Source organism: Mycobacterium sp., from assembly GCF_052144515.1.
In the GTDB taxonomy this organism is placed as follows: Bacteria; Actinomycetota; Actinomycetes; order Mycobacteriales; family Mycobacteriaceae; genus Mycobacterium.
Map to the genome: position 1 here is coordinate 15,095 of NZ_JBKQQD010000071.1, position 22,490 is coordinate 37,584.

Below are 22,490 nucleotides of genomic sequence, written 5' to 3' on the forward strand. Positions count from 1 at the left end.
TGCCATATCGCGACATTCCCGTGATCTTTCGGCGGCTTTTGGCAGCTCGCGGCGACTTGCCGAGGCGCTTTTAGGTTTCCGACAAGTCGGCACTGACCGATACGGTGGATTGGTGGCAACCCCGGCGGCGACACTGCCCGGGCGGATTAGCGCATTCGTCCGGTGGGTGGTGCGCACCCCGTGGCCGGTGTTCTCGCTGAGCATGCTGCAGGCCGACATCATCGGCGCCCTGTTCGTGCTCGGCTTCCTGCGCTACGGCTTGCCACCTCAGGACCGCATTCAGCTGCAGGACCTGCCCACCATCAACCTGGTGGTCTGGGCGATCTCACTGATCGTCGTGTTCACCGCCGGGTTCGCGGTGAACCTGAAAATGCTGATGCCGGTTTTCCGGTGGCAGCGCCGCGATAATTTGCTCGCCGAGACTGATCCGGCCGCTACCGAACTGGCCCGCAGCCGCGCGTTGCGCATGCCCTTTTACCGCACGGTGATCAGCGTGGCGTCCTGGTGCATCGGCGGGGTGGTTTTCATCGTCGCCAGCTGGTCGGTGGCCAGGCACGCAGCGCCCGTCGTGACGGTCGCCACGGCACTGGGCGCCGCCGCGACCGCGATCATCGGTTACCTGCAGTCTGAGCGGGTGCTGCGGCCGGTTGCTGTGGCCGCCCTGCGCAGCGGCGTGCCGGAGAACGTGAAGGCGCCCGGCGTCATCCTGCGACAGATGCTGACCTGGATGCTCTCCACCGCCGTGCCGGTGCTGGCCATCGTGCTGGCTGTGGTGGCCGACAAGGTTTCGCTGCTGCATGCGGCACCGGAGAGTTTGTTCACTCCCATCCTGTTGCTGGCGTTGGCGGCGTTGGGCATCGGGCTGGTCAGCACGCTGTTGGTGGCCATGTCGATCGCCGACCCGCTGCGCCAGCTGCGCTGGGCGCTGTCGGAGGTGCAGCGCGGTAACTACAACGCGCACATGCAGATCTACGACGCCAGCGAACTCGGCCTGCTGCAAGCCGGCTTCAACGACATGGTGCGTGATCTGTCCGAGCGGCAGCGGCTGCGCGACCTGTTCGGTCGGTACGTCGGCGAAGACGTTGCGCGCCGGGCCCTGGAGCGCGGCACCGAGTTGGGCGGCCAGGAACGCGACGTCGCGGTGCTGTTCGTGGACCTGGTCGGCTCGACCCAGCTGGCCGCCACACGACCGCCCGGCGAGGTGGTCCATCTGCTCAACGAATTCTTCCGGGTCGTGGTGGACACCGTCGGCCGCCACGGCGGATTCGTGAACAAGTTCCAGGGTGACGCCGCGCTGGCGATCTTCGGCGCGCCGATCGAACACCCGGACGCGTCCGGCGGCGCACTGGCGGCTGCCCGCGAGCTGCACGACGAACTCCTGCCGGTGATCGGCTCCGCGGAGTTCGGCATCGGGGTGTCGTCCGGTAGGGCCATCGCGGGTCACATCGGCGCGCAGGCCCGCTTCGAGTACACGGTGATCGGCGACCCGGTCAACGAGGCCGCCCGGCTCACCGAACTGGCCAAGCTCGAGGTAGGCCATGTGCTCGCGTCGGCGATCGCCGTCAGCGGCGCGCTCGACTCCGAGGCCCTGTGCTGGGATGTGGGCGAGGTCGTCGAGCTGCGCGGGCGCTCCGCGCCCACCCAGCTGGCCCGGCCGCTGAAGCTGGCCGTCCAGGCGGCTGCTCCCGAAGAACCTGCCGCCGAAGAGGTGTCCAGCGAGATCATGTGATCGACCCGGGCGCTACCGGGTCGAGTCGGGTCGAGTCGGCTAACGCTTGGTGGCCTTCTTCGCCGGCGCCCTGCGAGTCGCCTTCTTGGCGGGCCGCTTGACCGGACCCCGGGCGCGCCGGTCGGCCAGCAGTTCGGCGGCGCGCTCGTCGGTGATCGACACCACGTCGTCACCCTTGCGCAGACTGGCGTTGGTCTCACCGTCGGTGACGTAGGGCCCGAATCGGCCGTCCTTGATCACCATCGGCTTGCCCGTCGCCGGATCAGCTCCCAGCTCGCGCAGCGGCAGCGCCGAAGCACTTTGTCGGCCAGGGCGTTTCGGTTGCGCGTAGATCTTCAACGCTTCGTCGAGGGTGATCGTGAACAGCTGGTCCTCGGCCGCCAGCGAGCGAGATTCGCTGCCGCGCTTGAGGTATGGCCCATAACGCCCGTTCTGCGCGGTGATCTCCTCACCCGAATCGGGGTCCACGCCGACCAGCCTTGGCAACGACAGCAGCTTCAGCGCGTCCTCGAGGGTGACGGTCTGCAAGTCCATGCTGCGCAGCAGTGAGCCGGTCCGGGGTTTGGGGCCTTGAGAAACAGAAGCCTTCTTGCCCTTCTTCGCCTTCTGATCAGACCCAGCGCCACCGTCGTCCTCGCCGGGTTGCTCCGGCACGATCTCGGTCACGTAAGGCCCATACCGGCCGTCTTTGGCGACGATTTCGTGGCCGGTTTCCGGGTCCACTCCCAGGACGCGCCCCTCTTGCGGGGTGGCGAAGAGCTCTTCGGCCACTTCGAGTGTCAGCTCGTCGGGGGTGAGTGCGCCGTTGAGGTTGGCCCGCTGGGGCGTGGGCTCGCCGTCCTCGTTGGGAACCTGGCGTTCCAGGTACGGCCCGTTCTTGCCTACCCGAACATAGACCGGTCGGCCCTCTGCGTCGTCAAAAAGCTTGATGGAGTTGACTTCTCGAGCGTCGATGCCTTCGAGGTTGACACCGACCAGCCGCTTGAGGCCGCCGGAGCGGGCTACCGAATCGGGCACACCGTGGTCGCCGCCGAAGTAAAAGTTGTTGAGCCAGTTGGTCCGTCGCTCGTGCCCGTTGGCGATCTCGTCGAGCTCGTCTTCCATCGCCGCGGTGAAGTTGTAGTCGACGAGCCGGCCGAAATGCTGCTCCAGCAGACCGGTGACGGCGAACGCCACCCAGGAGGGCACCAGGGCGCTGCCCTTCTTGTGCACGTAGCCGCGATCCTGGATGGTCTTGATGATCGACGAGTAGGTCGACGGGCGCCCGATACCCAGCTCCTCGAGCGCTTTCACCAACGACGCCTCGGTATAACGCGCCGGCGGGTTGGTGGCGTGGCCGTCCGGGGTCAGCTCGATGGCGTCCAGCCGCTGACCCGGGGTCAGGTGGGGCAGTCGCCGCTCGGCGTCATCGGCCTCGCCGCCGGCCAGTTCGTCCACCGTCTCCACGTAGGCCTTCAGGAAGCCGGGGAACGTCAGGGTGCGGCCGGTCGCGGCGAACCCGACCTCTTGCTCGCCCGATCGACCGGCAATGCGCAGGCTCAGCGTGGTGCCGCGCGCGTCGGCCATCTGCGAGGCCACCGTGCGCTGCCAGATGAGCTCGTAGAGGCGGAATTCGTCACCGCCGAGTTCGTGGCGCACCGCGTCCGGGGTGGCGAACGTCTCGCCGGCGGGCCGGATGGCCTCGTGCGCCTCCTGAGCGTTCTTCACCTTGCGGGTGTACTGACGGGGCGACGCAGCGACGTACTCCGCGCCGTAGAGCTGGCGCGCTTGCGTGCGCGCCGCCTCGATCGCCGACTCCGACAGCGTCGTGGAATCGGTACGCATATAAGTGATGTAGCCGTTTTCGTAGAGCCGCTGCGCGATGCTCATCGTGCGCTCCGAGGAGAACCGCAACTTGCGGCCCGCCTCCTGCTGCAGCGTCGACGTCATGAACGGTGCGTACGGACGCCGGGTGTAGGGCTTCTCCTCCGCCGACGCCACCGTCAGCTGTGCGCCCTGCAATCCCGTCGCCAACGCGGTCGCGCGGGCCTCATCGAGTACGACAACCTCGTCGGCCTTGCGCAGCGTTCCCAGTGAGTCGAAATCGCGGCCGGTGGCCACGCGCAGCCCGTCAACGGTCGCCAGCCGGGCGGTGAAGGTCGGCGGCTGGGCTTGCGGGTCGGACACGCTGGCGTCCAGCTTGGCGACGATGTCCCAGTACGACGCGCTGCGGAACGCCATCCGGTCGCGTTCCCGCTGCACGATGATGCGGGTGGCCACCGACTGCACCCGGCCCGCCGACAGCTTGGGCGCGACCTTCTTCCAGAGCACCGGGCTGACCTCGTAGCCGTAGAGCCGGTCCAGGATGCGGCGGGTCTCCTGCGCGTCGACCAGGTCGATGTCCAGATCGCGGGGATTTTCGGCGGCCTCGAGGATCGCGGGCCTGGTGATCTCGTGGAAGACCATCCGCTTGACGGGTATGCGCGGCTTGAGGGTTTCCAGCAGATGCCAAGCGATGGCCTCGCCCTCGCGGTCACCATCCGTGGCGAGATAGAGCTCGTCGACGTCCTTGAGCAGCCCCTTCAGCTCGCTGACCGTGCTCTTTTTCTCGGGGCTGATGATGTAGAGCGGTTCGAAGTCGGCGTCGACGTTGACTCCAAGTCGTGCCCACGGCTCCGACTTGAACTTCGCGGGCACGTCGGCCGCGGCGCGCGGCAAGTCGCGGATATGCCCCCGGGAGGACTCGACGATGTAGCCGGAGCCCAGATAACCGGCCAATTTGCGCGCCTTGGTGGGCGACTCGACTATGACCAGTCGCCGGCCGCTCCCATGTCCGCCGTCAGCCAACTGCGCCTACGCTCCATCTCCTATGCCGGTCCCCTAGCGGGACCGCCCCGCAGGAAGAATGACAGGTCGGCCTCTGAAAGTCCGGGCAATTCCCGGGGAAATTCAGGTACGCCGCCGTACCGCCCGCCTGTGGGCATGTGACAATTTCGCACCCTTGGGTGCGCTTTCGCAAACCGGCCCTCGGGTGTGGGTGCCCTCCTGCGCCGCTAAACCCGGGGCCAGAGCGACAACGCCTCGGCGTCGGCGGGGGGTTCCCCCACGTTCTCTACCAGGCGCGATAGCCTCCGACGGCCACTGATCCGGAGTGCGGGCCGGCCGCCGCGGGTACCGATCAGGGTAGGCGCAATCCCGACCCGCATCAGGGCCGACGCCAGCGGCGAATGGGTGTCCGGTGCGTGCGGGTCCAGACCGAGCAGATAACGGTCGGCCTCCGGCGTGCCGGCCGCCAGGGTCCACGCCCGCAGCTCGCGCGGTCCGGGCAGCCAACGCGGCGGCACCGTCTTGACCGCCCCCCGCGTCCACTCGGCGGCAATCGGGCGCAACAGCTCGCTCACCGCCGTGCGCACCAAGGGGGTGTCTTCCTCGGTTCTGGAGATCTCGGGTTCCAAACCGGCTTCGCGAATCATCTCGGCCAGCGCCGAAGCGCGCCACGGTTGATCCACGACCACCGAAAGCCGGGCACCGGCAATGTCTCGGGCGCCCACCATCACGATCTGGCCGGAGGCAGCCAGCACACCGGAAAGATCGGCGACCGCGGGCGGTACCGACTCAGCGGTGAAGAAGGAAAGCTGGCTCACTCAACCGACAGTAGGCCAGCTTGCCGATCCTTGGCTTGAAGTATCCGGCGCGGCGCCACCCGGCCGTGTCGCGGGCACCCCGCTGGGTAACGAGAACCCCCCGGCGGGCCCGCTAAGCGGGACTGCACGGGGGGTTTCGTCGGACTCTGCTCTTCTCCTAGACGGAGCGGACTCCGGTGGCCTGGGGGCCCTTAGGGCTGTGGCCGATCTCGAACTCGACCTTCTGGTTTTCTTCGAGGGTGCGGAAGCCCGAACCCTGGATTTCCGTGTAGTGGACAAACACATCGGCGGAACCATCCTCAGGGGCGATGAATCCGAACCCCTTCTCCGCGTTGAACCACTTCACAGTTCCCTGTGGCATCTCTCGATCTTTCCTTCTCTACATGGGTGCGGTGCACCGCCTTCCGGCGCACCGGGCCCGCCGCGACCGCCATACCATGCGTAGTCGCCGGAATCTCCCCCGACCGATAACCTCGCAGGAACCGCGGCCGCAACGTCGATCCTGCGAAAGTTTGACACGAACACAGAAGCTGCGACCGCTGATTAGTCAACCATGTTCATCGCCTTCGCAACAGATTTCCGCTAACGACGATCCGGAAAGGTTGGTCTGGTAACCCGGTCGTCATCTAGACGATGGATTCCGGCGACCGAGAAAGGCGAGAGAGGCTTGTGATGGCGAGTTTCGGCAGCGAGCTGCTGGCCGCCGCGCTGGCGGGCACCGCGCCGGGTGAGCATCCGCTGCGGCACGTCGCCGAGTTGCCGTCGCGCAGCGGCCGGCCGCACGGATGGCCGGCGTGGGCCGAGCCCGACGTGGTCCGCGCATTTACCGACCGCGGCATCAGCTCGCCGTGGTCACACCAGGTGCAGGCCGCGGAGCTGGCACACGCCGGCCGTCACGTCGTGGTAAGCACCGGCACCGCGTCCGGAAAATCGCTGGCCTACCAACTTCCCGTCCTCAATGCGCTGGCGACAGACCCGCGGGCCCGGGTGCTGTACCTGTCGCCCACCAAAGCGCTCGGTCACGACCAGTTGCGCGCCGCGCACGCGTTGACCACGGCCATCCCTCGGCTGAACGACGTCGCACCCACGGCCTACGACGGCGACAGTCCCGCCGGGGTGCGCCGCTTTGCGCGCGAGCGGTCGCGCTGGCTGTTTTCCAATCCCGACATGATCCACCTGTCGATACTGCGCAACCATGCGCGCTGGGCTGTCCTGTTGCGCGGTCTTCGGTTCGTGGTCGTCGACGAATGTCATTACTACCGTGGTGTTTTCGGCTCCAACGTGGCGATGGTGCTGCGCCGGCTGTTACGACTGTGCGCGCGTTATGCCCCCGAACCCGGCAAAGCGCCGACCGTGATCTTTGCCAGCGCGACGACGGCCTCACCGGGCGCGACGGCCACCGAACTCATCGGCCAGCCGGTCGAGGAGGTCGTCGACGACGGCTCGCCGCAGGGGGCCCGCACGGTGGCGTTGTGGGAACCCGCGTTGCGCGCCGACCTGACCGGCGAGCACGGCGCCCCGGTCCGACGGTCCGCGGGTGCGGAGGCGGCGCGGGTGATGGCCGACCTGATTGCGCAGGGGGCGCAGACGTTGACGTTCGTCCGGTCGCGGCGTGCCGCCGAGCTGACCGCGCTGGGCGCGCAGGCGCGACTGGACGACATCGCACCGGAGCTGACCGACAAAGTGGCGTCGTATCGGGCCGGCTATCTCGCCGAGGACCGCAGCGCTTTGGAACACGCCCTGGCTGAGGGCCGGTTGCGCGGTCTGGCCAGCACGAATGCGCTCGAACTGGGGATCGATATCGCCGGACTCGACGCGGTGGTCTTGGCCGGTTTCCCCGGTACGGTCGCCTCGTTCTGGCAGCAGGCCGGGCGGTCAGGCCGGCGCGGCCAGGGCGCACTGGTCGTGTTGATCGCCCGCGACGACCCGCTGGACACGTATCTGGTCCACCACCCTGCCGCGCTGCTGGACAAACCGGTCGAGCGCGTGGTGATCGACCCCGCCAACCCCTACATTCTCGGACCCCAACTACTTTGCGCCGCAACCGAACTACCACTCGATGACGCTGAAGTCCGATCTTTGGACGCAGAGCAGGTGACCGCGGCGCTGGTCGACGACGGGCTGCTGCGCCGGCGCGGCGGCAATTACTTTCCGGCCCCCGGCGTAGAACCACATGCCGCGGTGGACATCCGGGGTTCGACTGGCGGCCAGATCGTCATCGTCGAGGCGGACACCGGGCGGCTACTGGGCAGCGTCGGTGCCGGTCAGGCTCCGGCCTCGGTGCATCCGGGGGCGGTTTACCTGCACCGGGGCGAGAGCTACGTCGTCGATTCGCTCGATCCCCAGGAGGGAATCGCATTCGTCCACGCCGAGGACCCCGGTTACGCGACCTTTGCGAGGGAGCTCGCCGACATCGCGGTCACCGGGGAGGGTGAGCGTTTGGCTTTCGGCCCGGTGACGCTGGGCTTGGTGCCCGTGACGGTCACCCACCAGGTGGTCGGCTATCTGCGCCGCCGCCTCAACGGGGAGGTGATCGACTTCATCGAGCTGGATATGCCGGAACACACGTTGCCCACTACCGCGGCCATGTACACGGTCACCCAGGATGCGTTGCTGCGCAATGATATTGGAGGCATCGACTTACCTCAGATTCCAGGATCGTTACACGCCGCCGAGCACGCCGCCATTGGATTGCTGCCCCTGGTGGCCAGTTGCGACCGCGGCGACATCGGCGGCATGTCCACCGCGATCGGGCCTGATGGGCTGCCCAGCGTCTTCGTCTACGACGGCTATCCGGGCGGGGCGGGATTCGCCGAACGCGGCTTTCGTCAGGCGAGCACCTGGTTGGGTGCGACGGCCGCGGCCATCGAGGCGTGCGAATGCCCGAGCGGATGCCCGTCGTGCGTGCAGTCCCCCAAATGCGGCAACGGCAACGACCCGCTGGACAAGGCGGGTGCTTCGCTGGTGTTGCGGCTGGTACTCGCGGAATTGGGCCACGGGCCACGCTGAGCAATCCAGCGGATGGCGACCGACCCCTCGACGGTCGACCTCCACGGATCTGCGTCGTGACGGCCGCCACCAGAAGGCATTTCCTCGCTGCTGAAGAACTGCCGGCGCGCCGTCACACAGCGCGGCGAACGGTCGGACATCACGATCCGTTCGCAAGCCCGCTAAATGCGGACGCAGCAGGAAAATACCTGGCCGCGGCAACATTTGCAAACGTAGCGGCTATCGGCGCGGCGACCAGATCGGTCTTCGTTTATGGGCGACGACGGCCGCGCGATCGTCGCGTCGGGCGACAGCAAAAACCAAGCAGCAAACCATGATTGGCGCCCAACCGCCAGGGCCGGCGCGGCAGGTGTCCACGACCGGGTCTCCCCCGGCCGATCAGACAGGCGTCACTCGGACGTAAACTTGGCCGCATGGCCCACGACTGGCTGCTCGTGGAGACGCTGGGGGACGAACCCGCCGTGGTGGCGCAGGGACGGCAGGTCAAAAACCTCGTCCCCATCACGACGTTTCTGCGGCGCAGTCCCTATCTTTCCGCCGTCCGAACGGCGATCGCCGAGACACTACAGACCGGCCAGAGCCTCACCAGCATCACCCCCAAGCGCGACCGGGTGATCCGCACCGAGCCGGTGGTGATGTCCGACGGCCGCATGCACGGTGTGCATGTGTGGACCGGCCCCGCCGATTCCGAGCCGCCCGAGCGGCCGACCCCCGGACCGCTGAAGTGGGACCTGACCCGTGGCGTGGCCACCGACACCCAGGAGTCGCTGGCCAACAGCGGCAAGAATCCCGAGGTCGAGGTCACCTCTGGCAGAGCCTTTGCCGAAGATCTTCCGTCGCGTGAACTGAATCCGAACGAAGCCAAGCTGCTTGCCATGGCCGTCAAGGGCGAGGCGGGGCAAACGTTGTGCAGCACCTTGGATCTCACCGATTGGCAGGGAAACGCCATCCGGATAGGTCTCGTCGCGCGCACCGCGAAGGAGCCTGGACCAGACGGCCGTGACCACCTGGTCGCGCGGGCGATGAACTGGCGTGCCGAGCCGAAGGGTCCGATGGTGTCGGTGGACGACCTGGCGCAGCGGATCCTCAACGGACTGGCACAGGCCGGAGTGCACCGCGCGCTCTTCGACCTCAAGACGTGGACCCTGCTGAAATGGCTCGACGAGCCGTGCCCCTTCTACGATTGGCGGGGCGGCGATACCGACCAGGAGCGGGTCCATCCGGACGACGAGCAGGTGATGGAATCCATGACCAAGGAGTTCGCCGACGGGGCAACCAGCCGGGTGCTGCGGATGCGGGGCTTCGAAAACGCTTGGGTGCCAGTACATGTCACCGTCAACCGGGTGGAACTCGAACCGGATATTTTCGCCGGACTGGTCTCGCTGCGATTACCCACCGACAGCGAACTCGACAATGCGGGACTGTCGAAAGCCACCGACGACGAGTCCTGACGGACTTAGGGACCGGCCGGTCCCGCCCGCGCGGCGGCCTGCGCCACCCCGGCAAAGGCGACGCCCACCCGCGCGGTGACGACGACGTCGAGCCCGTCGACACGGCAGCGGGCGTCGTCGACGCGCATCTCGTGGGCCACCGCCGTCGCACGGGCGCAAGCCGCGGCGACTCCCGAAGGTAGCGCCGCGGCGGCCGCCAGCGCGGCCAGATCGGCGACCGCCTGCGCGCGGTGCCGCGCCACCACGACCGAGCCCAGGTAGGCGCCGGCGCCGGTGATGCACAGCAGCGCCGCGACCATCGCGGCCGCTACCACGGTGGCCGAACCCCGGTCACCGCCGCGGCTCGGCCGACGAGACCGCTTTGGCCCCAATATCCAAGGTGGGCAACAGCTTTGATTGCGCGACGACGGTCGCGACGAAGAAGTCGCCGTCCCGCCGCACACGGACCAACGCACCACCGGGCGCGATGCGGCGGGCGGCCTCGACGGCCGCCCCGTCGTCGCCGCGCGCGGCGAGTCGCGCTGCCTCGCGCGCGGCGTCGACGCAGCGCACCTGCATCGACACCGCGGTGATACCCGCCAGGCACAGCACCAGCACGACGACCAGCGCCGCGATGCCCAGTGCCGCCTCGACGGTGCTCGCGCCGGCACTCCCATCGACACCGCGCGCTAAACCTTGGTGCTGAGCGCGCGACCGATGATGTGGGTAAGCGCCGACACCACGGAATCGCCGGTGACGACGGAGTACAGGATCGCGCCGAAGGCCGCCGCCGCGATAGTCCCGATGGCGTATTCCACCGTGGACATGCCCGACTCGTCGGCCGCCAGCAGCGTCATCCGCGCGACGAAGGCACGAAACATGTTGCTCACCAATATATTCCTTTCTCATAGCAGACCCGACTGCAGGACATCGCCGGCCAGCCCGGCCACCACCGGAACGATGCCCAGGCACACAAACGCCGGCAAAAAGCAAAGCCCCAGCGGCCCGGCGATCAGTACCCCGGCCCGCTCGGCGGCTGCGGTGGCCGCGTGCGCGGCGTCGTCGCGGGACTGGTCTGCCAGTTCGGCGACGCCGTCGGCCAGCGCCGCGCCCGAGGACGCCGAACGCCGCGCCAGCCGCAGCAGCGCGTCGGTCTGCGCGTCGACGGCCGCCCCCGGCAGATCCGGCGCTGTCGACCAGGCGACGGCGGGGTCGGCGCCCAGCGCCAGCAGGTCGGCGGCCCGACGCAACACCCGGGCCAGCTTGGGCGGCGCGGACGGGGCGGTCGCGGCCGCGGCGGTCGACACCGCCATGCCCGCCGCCAGGCACACCGCCAGCACGTCCAGGCTGGACGCGACGGCGAGGGGATCTGGGCCGCGCGCCGACTGTGGTCGCAGCCGATGTGCGCGGGCCGGCATCCCGGCGCGAGCCCGCACCAGTGAGGGACCGGCACCGGTCAACAACGCCACGGCCAGCAACACCGCCGCTGTGCTCATGGCTCGGCGCTCGCCCCGGCGCTCATGCAGCCAGCCGATCGGTGATGCGGTCCGACCACAGCAGCCCGGCGCATGCCAACGTCGACCCGATCACCAGCAGCCACCCGCCGGCGTGCCCACTCAGCAAGAAAGTCAGCGGCCGGGCGCCGATCAGTTGCCCGAGCAGTACCCCGAGCACCGGCAGGCCCGCGAGTATGGCCGCGGTGGCGCGGGCGCCGGCCATACCCGATACCACCCGCGCCGAAAATCGTTGCCGCTCGGCGATATCGCGTTGCGCGGCGTGCATCAGGGTGGCGATCGCCAGCCCCTGGTCACTGGCGAGTTGCCAGCACACCGCGAGTCGATCCCAGTGTGCGGGCAACGCCGAAGACCAGGCCTCGGCGCGCAGGCCGGCCGTCACATCGGCGCCCAACCTGGCGCGCGCGGCGACGGCGCGCAACGAGGCAGCGACCGTACCGGCGGTTTCGTCCGCGGCGACGCAAAACGCACGCACGGGATGAGAGCCGACCCGCAACTCCCCCACGAGCACGTCGAGGGCCGTCTGCAGCGTGCGCCCCTCGTCGGTGGCGCGCCGGCTCCGGCAGCGACGACGGTAACGGACGCATCCGGTCGCACCCACGACTAGGACAGCCAGGACCGTCGTCAACGGCAGCAGCACCGCCGCGCTGACCGCGACGCACCCCGCGAGGCGGACAAGCCAGCGCGGGTCGAGCGGCGACAGCCTCCGCGTGCGCACAGCCGGTGTGAGCCGGCCACGAGGCGACGACGGAAACACCAGCAGCGCAACCGATAACAGCAGCGCGGCGGACGTGAGGGCGCTCATGCCGGGATTCTGGTTCGCAGCACACGGCCCAGATCGGCCGCACCGTCTGTCAGCCCACGGTCGGCATGCCACACCGTGACCGTGTGAACCCACCCATCGGTCTGGCGCAGCATCGCGATCTCGCTGAGCCTTCGCCGGCCGGCGCGATCCCGCGTGACATGCAGCAGCACCTGGACCGCCGCGGCCAGCTGGCTGTGCAACGCCGCCCGATCAAGGCCGCCGAGCGCGCCCAACGCCTCCAGCCGCGCGGGAACCTCGCTCGGGTTGTTGGCGTGCACGGTGCCCGCTCCGCCGTCGTGGCCGGTGTTCAGCGCCGCCAAAAGATCGACCACCTCAGCGCCCCGGACCTCGCCGACCACGATGCGGTCCGGCCGCATCCGCAGCGCCTGGCGGACGAGTTGGCGCACCGGGACCTCACCGACACCTTCGACGTTGGCACACCGGGCGACCAGCTTGACCAAATGCGGATGCCGGGGTGCCAGCTCGGCCGCATCCTCCACGCACACGATCCGCTCATGGGGCGGGACGGCACCCAACATCGCCGCCAACAGGGTGGTTTTGCCCGCGCCAGTCCCGCCGCACACCAGGAAGGCGAGCCGGGCCGCGATGATGTCGTCAAGCAGTGCGGCGGCCTGTCGCTCGATCGCGCCCGCCGCGGTCAGCGCGGCCAGATCCTGTGTGGCCGGGCGCAATACCCGCAACGATAGGCAGGTGCCCCCGGCCGCCACCGGTGGCAGCACCGCGTGTAGCCGCACCGCGAAGCGTCCGGCACCGATGCCGGTCAGCTGCCCGTCCACCCAGGGTTGCGCGTCGTCGAGACGCCGGCCCGCGGCCAACGCCAGCCGCTGCGCCAATCGTCGCACCGCGGCCTCGTCGGCAAACCGAATGTGGCTGCGCTGCAATCCGTTTCCGTCGTCCACCCACACCGCGTCGGGTGCGGTGACCAGCACGTCGGTGGTGCCGTCCGCGCACAGCAGCGGTTCGAGGATGCCGGCACCGGTCAGTTCGGTCTGCAGCACCCGAAGATTGGCGAGCACCTCGGTGTCGCCGAGCATCCCGCCGGACTCGGCGCGGATCGCGTCGGCCACCGCTCGGGGCTCCAGAGGGGACCCCAGAGGGGTCCCCAGCGGAGCGAATTCCGACGCCAGCCGCTCACGCACGCGTTCGATCAGTGAACCGCTCACGCTGCCCTACCACTCTGCGCTGACCCGGGTCTCGACCCCGAACGGGGCAGCACGGCCAGCACCCGACGTGCGGCCGCAGCGAGCGGGGTTCGCGGTCGTAATCGCAGGCCACCGTGTTCTAGCTGCTCAGCGAGCCGCGGCTGGGCCCTCATCGAGGCCAGCAGCGGCAGCCCGGCGATATCGGCGACCTCCGCTGCCCGCAAACCTCCCGGGGACGGCCCCCGCACGACCAGCCCGAGATGAGGATTGCTCGCCGAAAGTACCGGGGCGATCGTCGCGGTCGCCGCGCACGCCCGGACGTCGCAGGGGCTGACCACGACGACCAGATCGGCGGCGTCCAGTGCAGTTTGGGTGGCATCGGTGAGGCGACGGGGAAGATCGCAGACCACGGTGACTCCCCCGCGGCGACCGGCGTCAACGACGGCGTCCACCGGCCCGGCGTCCAATTCGTACCCGCGCCGGGTGCCCGAGAGCAAACTGATCCCCCGGTGTCGCGGCAGCGCCTCGCGCACTGATGACCAGTTCAGCCGCCCGCTCTGCAAGGCCAGGTCCGGCCAGCGCAGGCCGGGCGTGGCTTCGCTGCCCACCAGCAGATCGATACCGCCGCCCCACGGATCGAGGTCCACCAGCAGCGCATCGGTGGCGCCCTGCGCCAGGGCGACCGCGAACAAAGATGCACCGGCCCCGCCGCAGCCCCCAACGACGGCGACGACCTCGCCGCGCACGCCGTCGTCGCGCGCCGACTCGGCGGCTTCGGCTAGTTCGTGGATCAATTCGCGCTCTTGCTCGGGCAACCTCAGCACATGCTGGGCGCCAACCGCGATGCCGGCAGCCCACGTCGCCGTCGCAGCTTCGGCAGCGGTAAGCACGCTGACGTGGGTGCGGCGCGGCAGCGCGGCCTGCCCACACCGGTTCGCCGCCGCCTCGTCGAGCACCACTGCCACCGCTGCCGACCAGGTTTTCCTATTCACCGCAGACCCCGCGCCGGCATGAACCACCCGAACACCGACAGCCGCGGCCACCCGGTCGAACTCGTCCCGCAACTGCGGATCGGTCAGCACCGCCAACACGCCCGAAGAGCCGCAGCGGGCGGCAGTCGTCCTCGTCACCCATTCACCGTGCGGGGCCGCAAGGGTGGGACACCAGGCCCAAATCCCAACTTGTGGAAAGAGACGCGACTGTGCACTAACCGAGACAGCGGCCGACGCTGTAGGTCCGTTGATTACTTACCCCAGAAAAGGGACGACCCCCGCCAGGGGGGGAGGAGGCGAGGGTCGTCGTGCATCAGCCCCGGGGGGTCGGGCTGATGCACCCTCGGCCCAGGGCCGAGTAATGCTTACTATACACATGACAGTGCGGACTGACGCAAGTAGTCGCAAAATGAAAAAAACACTGTGAGCCGCAAAAACACCACCTATCCTATCTGTCCTGATCCGGCGTTTTGCGCAAGCCCGTGGCCCCGTCGCGTTGTCCACCTATGCTGGGCTGGTGACCGTCTCTGACTCGGCCGCGCATCAGCAGACCTCGCCCGAAACGGCGGCAAACACCGCTTCCAGCGCCCGCACCGCCGCCTTCTTCGACCTGGACAAGACCATCATCGCCAAGTCCAGCACGCTGGCGTTCAGCAAACCGTTTTTCAACCAGGGACTACTCAACCGCCGGGCAGTGCTCAAGTCCAGCTATGCCCAGTTCATCTTTCTGCTCTCCGGTGCCGATCATGACCAAATGGATCGGATGCGCACCCACCTGGCCAACATGTGTACCGGGTGGGATGTCGAGCAGGTCAAGTCGATCGTCAACGAGACCCTGCACGACATCGTGACTCCGCTGGTGTTCGCCGAAGCCGCCGACCTGATCGCCGCACACAAGCTGTGCGGCCGCGACGTCGTGGTGGTGTCGGCGTCGGGAGAAGAGATCGTTGCGCCGATCGCGCGGGCGCTGGGCGCCACCCATGCAATGGCGACCCGAATGGTCGTCGAGGACGGTAAGTACACCGGCGAGGTGGCGTTCTACTGCTACGGCGAAGGCAAGGTTCAGGCGATCCGCGAGCTGGCCGCCCGGGAGGGCTATTTGCTGGAGCACTGCTACGCCTACTCCGACTCGATCACCGACCTGCCGATGCTCGAGGTGGTGGGCCACCCGCACGTGGTCAACGGCGACCGCGGATTGCGCAAGGAAGCCAACGAGCGCGATTGGCCGGTGCTGAGTTTTTCGCGGCCCGTGTCGCTGCGTGACCGCATCCCGGCACCATCGGGCGCCGCGATCGCGACCACCGCCGCGGTGGGTATTACCGCGCTGGCCGCCGGAGCGGTCACGTACTCGCTGCTACGACGCTTTGCGTTCTAGCCCGCAGCAAACAGAAAGCGCACCCGATCCGAGCCGCCTTCGCAACTTTCACAGAATTGGGCCTTGCCGTGTTAAGGCTCTAAGAGTACAAAGGAACCACGGAAGCCCGTTGAGGCCTAGGTCGATCCGGAAGAGAAGGTTCGATCTCCCGCTTCGGGCGCCCAGCACGGGTTCCGGCACCCACGCGGAGTCATAGCCGCGATAATGGCAGAAGTGTTGCGGGCCTGCGTAATTGCGAATAGTCGAAGGCACCGACGGCCCTTTGGGTGGGGTTGCAGCCGGAAGCGTCGCAAGATCGCCGAGGCCACCCACGCAGCCCAAAGATGCACGATTGGAAACCGATATCCGTGTTAGCGGGCGGCGATCCGAAATCTTCGGAACGCCGCCCGCTTCACACGTCTGAAGCCGATACTCCGCTGGACGACTCAGCAATCGTCAAAGCCTCCTGGGCGCCCGCCTGCAGCGCCCCACAGCACAACACCAACCAAGCCGCCACACCGTCGGGTGTTCCGTCGGCGAATCCGCGGGCCGCGTCACGATAGTCGGACGGTTGGCGCATCCAACTCGCCTCGGGTACACCCAGTCCGTGCGGGTCCAGTCCGGTGGCGATGGTCACCAACCGCGACACCGCCCGGGCGACCACGCCGTCCGCGCTGCCAAACGGCTTCAGCGTCAGCAACTCTCCGTGCGCAATCGCTGCGACCACCGGTGCCGACGCCCGCGTGCGCGCGGTCACCACATTGGCGAGCAGTTCCAGCCGCGGGCCAACTCCGCCGTCGGCACGCGGGCGGCCCAGCCGATCGTCGTCCACCTGGCCGGCCGCCGCCAGCATGTGCAGACGCGCCAGCGCCTGCAACGGTGCCCGCTGCCACACCCCGACCAACGAGCCCGCGCCACCTTCCAGCGCCTGGGCCACCCTCAGCGCGCCGGCAAACACCGGATGCGTAACCGCGGCGGCCTGCTCATCCAGCCGCACCGGACCGCCGTCGAGCACCGATGAAGCCCGCGCGGCCCGCAGCGCCGCCTCGGCGGCAGTCGCCGGCCAGCCCCGCAGGTTGGCCCGGTGCCGGTGCGCTCGGCCCAGCGCGTCGCGGGCCCGGTCGCTGGCAGCCGCGACCCCGGGCAACTCCATCAGCGGAGCCAACGCGTCAGCCGTCATAGGGTGCCAACCTAGCCGACGGTCGCGACCCGCTGCGCCCGGCTTCGCCGCGCTTGCGATCGCTCCTAGCCGGGAGGTGCCGGCGCGCCGGGAATGGCCTTCAGTAACTGGCGGGTGTATTCGTGGCGGGGCTCGGTGAACACCGCCTCGGTGGGCGCGTGCTCCACCAACCGGCCCCCACGCATCACCAGGACGTCGTCCGCGATCTGCCGGACCACCGCCAGATCATGGCTGATGAACAGGTAGGTCAGGCGCAGTCGGGCCTGCAGATCGGCTAGCAGGTCCAGTATCTGCGCCTGCACCAAAACGTCGAGCGCCGACACCGCCTCGTCGCACACCAGCACCTCGGGCCGCAGCGCCAGCGCCCGAGCGATCGCGACCCGTTGCCGCTGGCCACCTGACAGCTCACGGGGCCGCCGGCCCAACACCGACGACGGCAGCGCCACCTCGTCGATCAGCTCGCGCACCGCCTGCTCGCGCTGCTTGCGGTCGCCGATTCGATGGATCCGCAACGGTTCCTCGATTGCGCGAAACACCGAGTACATGGGATCCAAACTGCTGTAAGGGTTTTGGAATACCGGCTGGACTCGCCGGCGAAAAGCCAATGCGCTGTCCCGGTCGAGTTCGCCCACGATCTGGGTGGCCTGGGTGCCCTTGAAAACGACCTTGCCCGACGTGGGTTGCAGCAGACCGAGCACCATCCGCGCCAGGGTCGATTTCCCCGACCCCGACTCTCCAACGACCGCCAGCGTGCTCGCCCGCCGCAGCCGAAACGACACGGCGTCGACGGCGCAGAAGTCCGCCCGCCGCCACGGTGCACCACGAGACTCGCGGTAGATCTTGGTCAGCTCCGAAGCGACGAGAATGTCGTCGGTTTCAAGGTCGGTTTTCGGAGGCGGCCTGGTCTTGCGACGCGTCAGCGACGGCGCCGCGGCCACCAGCCGCCGGGTGTACTCGTGTTGCGGGTTCTGCAGGATCGACTGCGCGGGGCCGGATTCCACCACCACTCCGCGATGGATGACGACGACGGACTCGGCTCTTTCGGCGGCCAGCGCCAGATCGTGGGTGATCAGCAGCAGCGCGGTGCCCAGTTCGTCGGTGAGGCGCTGTAGGTGGTCTAGCACTTGCCGCTGCACCGTCACGTCCAGCGCGGAGGTCGGCTCATCGGCGATCAGCAATTGCGGACGGCCGGCGAGCCCGATGGCGATCAACGCCCGCTGGCACATGCCGCCGGAGAGCTGGTGCGGGTACTTGCCGGCCTGCGTCGCCGCGTCCGGCATACCGGCCTCGGCGAGCAGCTGCACTGCCCGTCGTCGCGCCTCGCGTCCGTCGGTGTTGGCCCGCAACGCTTCTGAAATCTGAAAGCCGACCTTCCAGACCGGGTTCAGGTTGGTCATCGGGTCTTGGGGTACGTAGCCGATGCGCCGACCTCTGATCGAGCGCAGTACCTTGCGGTCGGCCCGGCTGCCAAACGAGGTGACATCGAGGCCGTCGAAGACAATGCGACCCGCGGTGATTCGACCGGCGGGCGGCAGCAGCCCGAGAATCGCGGCGGCGGTGGTGGATTTCCCCGATCCCGACTCGCCCACGATCGCGACGGTATGCCCACGCGGCACGGTCAGATCCACCCCGCACACCGCGGGCTCACCGGCGCCGAACCTGACTTCCAGCCCCTCGACCGACAGCAGCGGCGCGCTCATGCCCGCGACGCCCGCGATACCGGATCGAGCGCGTCGCGCAAGGCGTCACCCATCATCATGAACGCCAGCACCGTGATCGCCAGCGCACCCGCCGGATAGAACAGTATGGGCGAACCGGACCGCAGCCGAGTCTGATCGGTGTTGATATCGCCGCCCCAGGACACCACCGACGTCGGGAGCCCGACGCCGAGGTAGGACAGCGTGGCCTCGGTGACGATGAAAAGCCCGAGTGCGATGGTGGCCACCGCGATCACCGGACCCAGCGCGTTAGGTAGGACATGTCGCAGCAGAATCTGAAACCTGCTCAGCCCCAATGCTTCAGCGGCCAGGACGTAGTCGCTGGCGCGCACCTCCAGCACCGCGCCACGGGCGATCCGGGCCACCTGCGGCCAGCCGAACAAGGCCAGGATGGCGATCACGGTCCACACCGTGCGGTGGTGCAAGACACCCATGAGCACGATGGCGGCCAACAGCAGCGGCAGCCCGAAGAACACGTCGGTGATGCGCGAGACCACCGCGTCGACCCAACCCCCGTAGAAGCCGGCCAGCGCACCCAGCGCCCCGCCGACGACGAACACGGCCAGGGTTGCTCCCAACCCGACCGTGACCGAAGCCCGCGCACCGTAGACGGTGCGCGCATAGATGTCATGACCCTGTAAATCGGTGCCGAACCAGTGCGCCGCCGACGGCGCGAGCAGGCTCTGGCCGGGATCGGCATAGTCGGGATCGGCTCCGGTGAACAATGCCGGAAACAACGCGACGACGACGACGAACAGGATCAGCAGAGCGGCGACGACGAACTTCGGGCGCCGGTGCAGCCCGCGCCACGTTTCACGCCAAAAGCCGGTGTGCTCACCCATATCGGATCCGCGGGTCCAGGGCGGCGTAGAGCAGGTCAACGAGCAGGTTGGTGATCAGATAGATCAGCACGAGCACCGTCACAATCGACACCACGGTCGGCGCCTCCTGCCTGGTGACCGCCTGATACAGCACACCGCCGACGCCGTGGATATTGAAGATGCCTTCGGTCACAATGGCTCCGCCCATCAGCGCCCCCAGATCGGCGCCGAGGAAAGTCACCACCGGGATCAGCGAGTTACGAAGAATGTGAACCGTCACCACCCGGGGCCGCGACAACCCCTTGGCGGTGGCGGTGCGGACATAGTCGGCGTGGGCATTGGCGGCTACCGTGGAGCGGGTCAGCCGCACCACGTAGGCGAATGACACCGAGCCCAAGACCATCCCGGGCAGCAGCAGCCGGGAGAACGTCGCCCGTTCGCCCACGGTGACGGGCGCGATTCCCAGCCGGACCCCGAAGACGAACTGGGCCAGAAAGCCGAGCACGAAGATGGGGACCGCGATGATGATGAGCCCGGTGATCAGCACCGTGGAATCGAATATCCCGCCCCGACGCAAGCCGGCGATCACGCCGAATCCGATCCCCAGCACCGCCTCGACCGCCAGCGCGATGAGCGACAGCCTGATGGTCACCGGAAACGCATGGGCGAGAACGGAACTGACCGGGAGCCCGGAATAGGCACGACCCAGGTCTCCATGCAGGATCCCACCGAGATAGCGCAGGTACTGCAGCAGGAACGGTTCGTCGAGGTGGTAACGGGCACGCAGTTGCGCGGCCACCGCGGGAGTCAGGGGTCGGTCGCCGGCCAGCGCCGCCAACGGGTCCCCTGGCAGCAGGAAGACCATGCCGTAGATCAGCAGCGTGGCACCCAGGAAAACCGGTACGATGACGGCGATCCGGCGCGCGATGTACCAGCCCATTTCAGCCCGGCTCAGCTCTTGACGATGTTCTCGTAGTCGGGCAGGCCATTCCAGGTGACTGTCACCTTACTTACCCCGGATGACCACCCAACCACGCTGATGAAGTTCCAAAGTGGGATAACGGGCATGTCGTGCAACAGGATTCGCTGCCCGGCGTTGGCCAGCGCATAGGATTCCTGTAGCGTGGGTGCGGATTCGGCTGCCGTCAGCGCCCCGTCGAAGTCCCGGCTGGAGTAGCCGACGTCGTTGGAACCGGCTCCGGTGACGAAAAGCGGGCCAAGGAAATTCAGCATCGACGGGTAGTCACCCTGCCACCCGGCCCGAAAGGCGGTCGCAATGGTGCGGTTGACGATCTGCGTGCGGAATCCGGCGAAGGTGGGTTGCGGCGCGCCGACCGCGTCGATACCCAAAACATTCTTGATGCTGTTGGCCACGCCATCCACCCACTCCCGATGGCCAGCGTCGGCGTTGTAGGCGATCGCGTACTGACCGCTCCATGGCGAGATGGCGTTGGCTTGCGACCATAGCCGCCGCGCACGATCGGGATCGAAATCCAACGCGTCGCTGCCCGGAATGTTCGGATCGAACCCCGGCAGTGAACGAGCGGTGAAATCACGTGCCGGAGTCCGTGTTCCGACGAATATCTGCTGGCAGATTTGCGGACGGTTGATGGCAGCCGACAGGGCCAGGCGACGCAGCCGGCCCTCCTCGCCACCGAAATGCGGCAGCCGGAGCGGCGTGTCGAGACTCTGGTTGATCCCGGCCGGGTCGCTGGTCGCGTTGCCGCCCAGGTCGCGCTTGTAGATTGGCAACGCGCTCGGCGGAATCGTGTCCAGCACATCGAGATTGCCGGACAGCAGGTCGGAGTAGGCGGTGTCCAGGTTGGCGTAGAACTCGAACCGCAGCCCCTTGTTATGCGGCATCCGGTTACCGTGGTAGTCGGGGTTGGGTCTCAGATCGATCTTGACGTTGTGCTCCCAGGCCTGCCCGTCCGGGCTGTCAGCGAGTTTGTAGGGCCCGTTGCCAATTGGATTGCCCCCGAATGCCACCATGTCCCGAAATGCCGCTTGCGGCAGTGGATAGAACGGGCTGAACGCCAGTCGCACCATGAAGTCGATGGTCGGGGCCTTGAGCCGCACGGTGAAATGCAGGTCGTCGACCACCTGCAGCCCGGACATGGCGGTGATTACCGGCTTAGACGCGGCGACGTCGTCGTATCCCTGGATCGGGCTGAAAAAGCTCTGTTGCAGTTGGGCATCGGTACTCAGGGCCCCGTAGTTCCACGCGTCGACGAACGAGTGGGCCGTCACCGGCGAGCCGTCGGTGAACTTCCAGCCCGGCTTGAGGGTGATTCGGTAGTTGACGTCGTCGGTGGTCTCGATCGACTGGGCCACCTCGGTGGAGGTTTTGCCGTCGGGGTCAAAGGACATGAGGCCGGCGAACAACCGATCTATGATCCGGCCGCCAAAGCTGTCGTTCGCGGTGGTGGGAATCAGCGGGTTCGACGGTTCCCCGCCGTTGACGACCACGACGTCGGGGCTCAGGACGCCGCCACCACAGCCGGCCAGACAGCCGGCCAACGGGGCCGCGGCCAGCAGGGCCAGCAGCCCTGTTGCAATGACGGCCGGCGCGGCCCGCATCCGACGCATAAAAGCGACCCTAGGGTCTACCCGGGTCAGCCCGCGGTGACCGGGTGCACCTGCAGTTGGCAGGCCTCGATGGTGGCGGGCACCGTGAACATCATGTTGATGTCGGGAGGGCTGACGCGCAGATCGGTGTAGCTGGGGCATCGATTACCGCCGCCGTCGATGGCCACGCCCTCCACGATGGCCTGCGCCTGTGTCGACACCGACAGGATGACACTGGGCGGCACGTCGACCGAGGCGGGCAGGCCGCCCATGTACCCGCGCGGCGTGGGCTCGGCATGAATGGTCGGTCCACCGGTGCCCGAGTCGACCGACGGGTAGCCGGTGAGCGTGCACGGTTCGCCGCCGACGAGGCTGAATGTCAGGATGACCCTGCGGTAGCCCACCGCGCTTTCCGTCGGCGAGGCATTCACGGCGATCTGCTCCGCCCAGCAGGGCGTCCCCTCGTCGCCGGTGGCGATCGGCACCGCCCGTGCGGGTGGCCCCAACATGGTGCTGACTGCGAAACTTGCGGCGGCCGCAGCAAGGGTGGCGACTAGAGGAGATCCGGGCACACCGGGATTATC

Annotated in this window: 20 protein-coding genes; 4 read left to right on the top strand and 16 right to left on the bottom strand. The window is 68.0% G+C overall.

Annotated features, from left to right (window positions below; genetic code table 11):
• Window positions 1–4: 4 nt before the first annotated feature.
• Window positions 5–1,729 (top strand): adenylate/guanylate cyclase domain-containing protein, encoded by a 1,725-nt coding sequence (locus tag ACLP9N_RS03595; protein WP_442406134.1) that lies wholly within the window; start codon window positions 5–7, stop codon window positions 1,727–1,729.
• Between the two features lie 39 nt (window positions 1,730–1,768).
• Here the strand turns inward: ACLP9N_RS03595 and topA are convergent, their stop codons facing one another.
• The 3 genes from topA to cspA form a co-directional block, all read right to left on the bottom strand.
• On the bottom strand, window positions 1,769–4,555 hold the full coding sequence (topA, locus tag ACLP9N_RS03600; protein ID WP_442406102.1) for a type I DNA topoisomerase: 2,787 nt from the start codon (window positions 4,553–4,555) through the stop codon (window positions 1,769–1,771).
• Window positions 4,556–4,761: 206 nt separating this feature from the next.
• Window positions 4,762–5,352 carry a hypothetical protein gene (locus tag ACLP9N_RS03605; protein WP_442406103.1) on the bottom strand — a complete coding sequence of 197 codons (591 nt, stop codon included), beginning with the start codon at window positions 5,350–5,352 and terminating at the stop codon, window positions 4,762–4,764.
• A 157-nt stretch (window positions 5,353–5,509) separates the two neighbouring features.
• Window positions 5,510–5,713 (bottom strand): cold shock protein CspA, encoded by a 204-nt coding sequence (gene cspA, locus ACLP9N_RS03610; protein WP_007166602.1) that lies wholly within the window; start codon window positions 5,711–5,713, stop codon window positions 5,510–5,512.
• A gap of 311 nt (window positions 5,714–6,024) precedes the next feature.
• On the opposite strand from cspA, the gene ACLP9N_RS03615 reads away from it, so the two are divergent.
• Together ACLP9N_RS03615 and ACLP9N_RS03620 are read left to right on the top strand one after the other, a co-directional pair.
• Window positions 6,025–8,361 carry a DEAD/DEAH box helicase gene (locus tag ACLP9N_RS03615; protein ID WP_442406104.1) on the top strand — a complete coding sequence of 779 codons (2,337 nt, stop codon included), beginning with the start codon at window positions 6,025–6,027 and terminating at the stop codon, window positions 8,359–8,361.
• Between the two features lie 413 nt (window positions 8,362–8,774).
• A complete protein-coding gene (locus ACLP9N_RS03620) occupies window positions 8,775–9,812 on the top strand; it encodes a PAS domain-containing protein (protein ID WP_442406105.1) in 1,038 nt (345 codons plus the stop codon).
• A gap of 5 nt (window positions 9,813–9,817) precedes the next feature.
• On the opposite strand, the gene ACLP9N_RS03625 is transcribed toward ACLP9N_RS03620, so the two are convergent.
• The 7 genes from ACLP9N_RS03625 to ssd are packed head-to-tail and all read right to left on the bottom strand — an operon-like array spanning window position 9,818 to window position 14,355.
• Window positions 9,818–10,126, bottom strand: a complete 309-nt coding sequence (locus tag ACLP9N_RS03625; protein ID WP_442406106.1) for an Rv3654c family TadE-like protein — start codon at window positions 10,124–10,126, stop codon at window positions 9,818–9,820.
• Between the two features lie 16 nt (window positions 10,127–10,142).
• Complete coding sequence (locus tag ACLP9N_RS03630; RefSeq protein WP_442406135.1) at window positions 10,143–10,433, bottom strand: TadE family type IV pilus minor pilin; 291 nt, start codon at window positions 10,431–10,433, stop codon at window positions 10,143–10,145.
• Between the two features lie 47 nt (window positions 10,434–10,480).
• Window positions 10,481–10,687, bottom strand: coding sequence for a DUF4244 domain-containing protein (locus tag ACLP9N_RS03635; protein ID WP_442406136.1), 207 nt, complete (start codon window positions 10,685–10,687; stop codon window positions 10,481–10,483).
• 9 nt (window positions 10,688–10,696) lie between these two features.
• The gene (locus ACLP9N_RS03640) at window positions 10,697–11,287 is read right to left on the bottom strand and encodes a type II secretion system F family protein (RefSeq protein WP_442406107.1); all 591 of its coding nucleotides are present in this window, start codon (window positions 11,285–11,287) and stop codon (window positions 10,697–10,699) included.
• A gap of 22 nt (window positions 11,288–11,309) precedes the next feature.
• Entirely contained in the window at window positions 11,310–12,110 is an 801-nt protein-coding gene (locus tag ACLP9N_RS03645; protein ID WP_442406108.1) for a type II secretion system F family protein, read from the bottom strand.
• The gene (locus ACLP9N_RS03650) at window positions 12,107–13,294 is read right to left on the bottom strand and encodes a TadA family conjugal transfer-associated ATPase (protein WP_442406109.1); all 1,188 of its coding nucleotides are present in this window, start codon (window positions 13,292–13,294) and stop codon (window positions 12,107–12,109) included. The genes ACLP9N_RS03645 and ACLP9N_RS03650 overlap by 4 nt, the downstream gene beginning before the upstream one ends.
• Window positions 13,291–14,355 carry a septum site-determining protein Ssd gene (ssd, locus tag ACLP9N_RS03655; RefSeq protein WP_442406137.1) on the bottom strand — a complete coding sequence of 355 codons (1,065 nt, stop codon included), beginning with the start codon at window positions 14,353–14,355 and terminating at the stop codon, window positions 13,291–13,293. Before ssd ends, ACLP9N_RS03650 begins: the two co-directional genes overlap by 4 nt.
• A gap of 427 nt (window positions 14,356–14,782) precedes the next feature.
• Between ssd and ACLP9N_RS03660 the strand changes: the two genes are divergently transcribed.
• On the top strand, window positions 14,783–15,640 hold the full coding sequence (locus ACLP9N_RS03660; RefSeq protein WP_442406110.1) for an HAD-IB family hydrolase: 858 nt from the start codon (window positions 14,783–14,785) through the stop codon (window positions 15,638–15,640).
• Window positions 15,641–16,031: 391 nt separating this feature from the next.
• Here ACLP9N_RS03660 and ACLP9N_RS03665 read toward each other — a convergent pair whose 3' ends face one another.
• The 6 genes from ACLP9N_RS03665 to ACLP9N_RS03690 all read right to left on the bottom strand — a co-directional run bounded on the left by ACLP9N_RS03665 (window position 16,032) and on the right by ACLP9N_RS03690 (window position 22,415).
• Window positions 16,032–16,799 carry an oxidoreductase gene (locus tag ACLP9N_RS03665; RefSeq protein ID WP_442406111.1) on the bottom strand — a complete coding sequence of 256 codons (768 nt, stop codon included), beginning with the start codon at window positions 16,797–16,799 and terminating at the stop codon, window positions 16,032–16,034.
• 65 nt (window positions 16,800–16,864) lie between these two features.
• Entirely contained in the window at window positions 16,865–18,499 is a 1,635-nt protein-coding gene (locus ACLP9N_RS03670; protein WP_442406112.1) for a dipeptide ABC transporter ATP-binding protein, read from the bottom strand.
• Entirely contained in the window at window positions 18,496–19,359 is an 864-nt protein-coding gene (locus tag ACLP9N_RS03675; RefSeq protein ID WP_442406113.1) for an ABC transporter permease, read from the bottom strand. Before ACLP9N_RS03675 ends, ACLP9N_RS03670 begins: the two co-directional genes overlap by 4 nt.
• Entirely contained in the window at window positions 19,352–20,278 is a 927-nt protein-coding gene (locus ACLP9N_RS03680) for an ABC transporter permease (protein WP_442406114.1), read from the bottom strand. The genes ACLP9N_RS03675 and ACLP9N_RS03680 overlap by 8 nt, the downstream gene beginning before the upstream one ends.
• 11 nt (window positions 20,279–20,289) lie before the next feature.
• The gene (locus ACLP9N_RS03685; protein WP_442406115.1) at window positions 20,290–21,927 is read right to left on the bottom strand and encodes a peptide ABC transporter substrate-binding protein; all 1,638 of its coding nucleotides are present in this window, start codon (window positions 21,925–21,927) and stop codon (window positions 20,290–20,292) included.
• A gap of 26 nt (window positions 21,928–21,953) precedes the next feature.
• Window positions 21,954–22,415: a DUF4232 domain-containing protein gene (locus ACLP9N_RS03690; protein ID WP_442406138.1), complete on the bottom strand. Its 462-nt coding sequence runs from the start codon at window positions 22,413–22,415 to the stop codon at window positions 21,954–21,956.
• Between the last annotated feature and the right edge of the window lie 75 nt (window positions 22,416–22,490).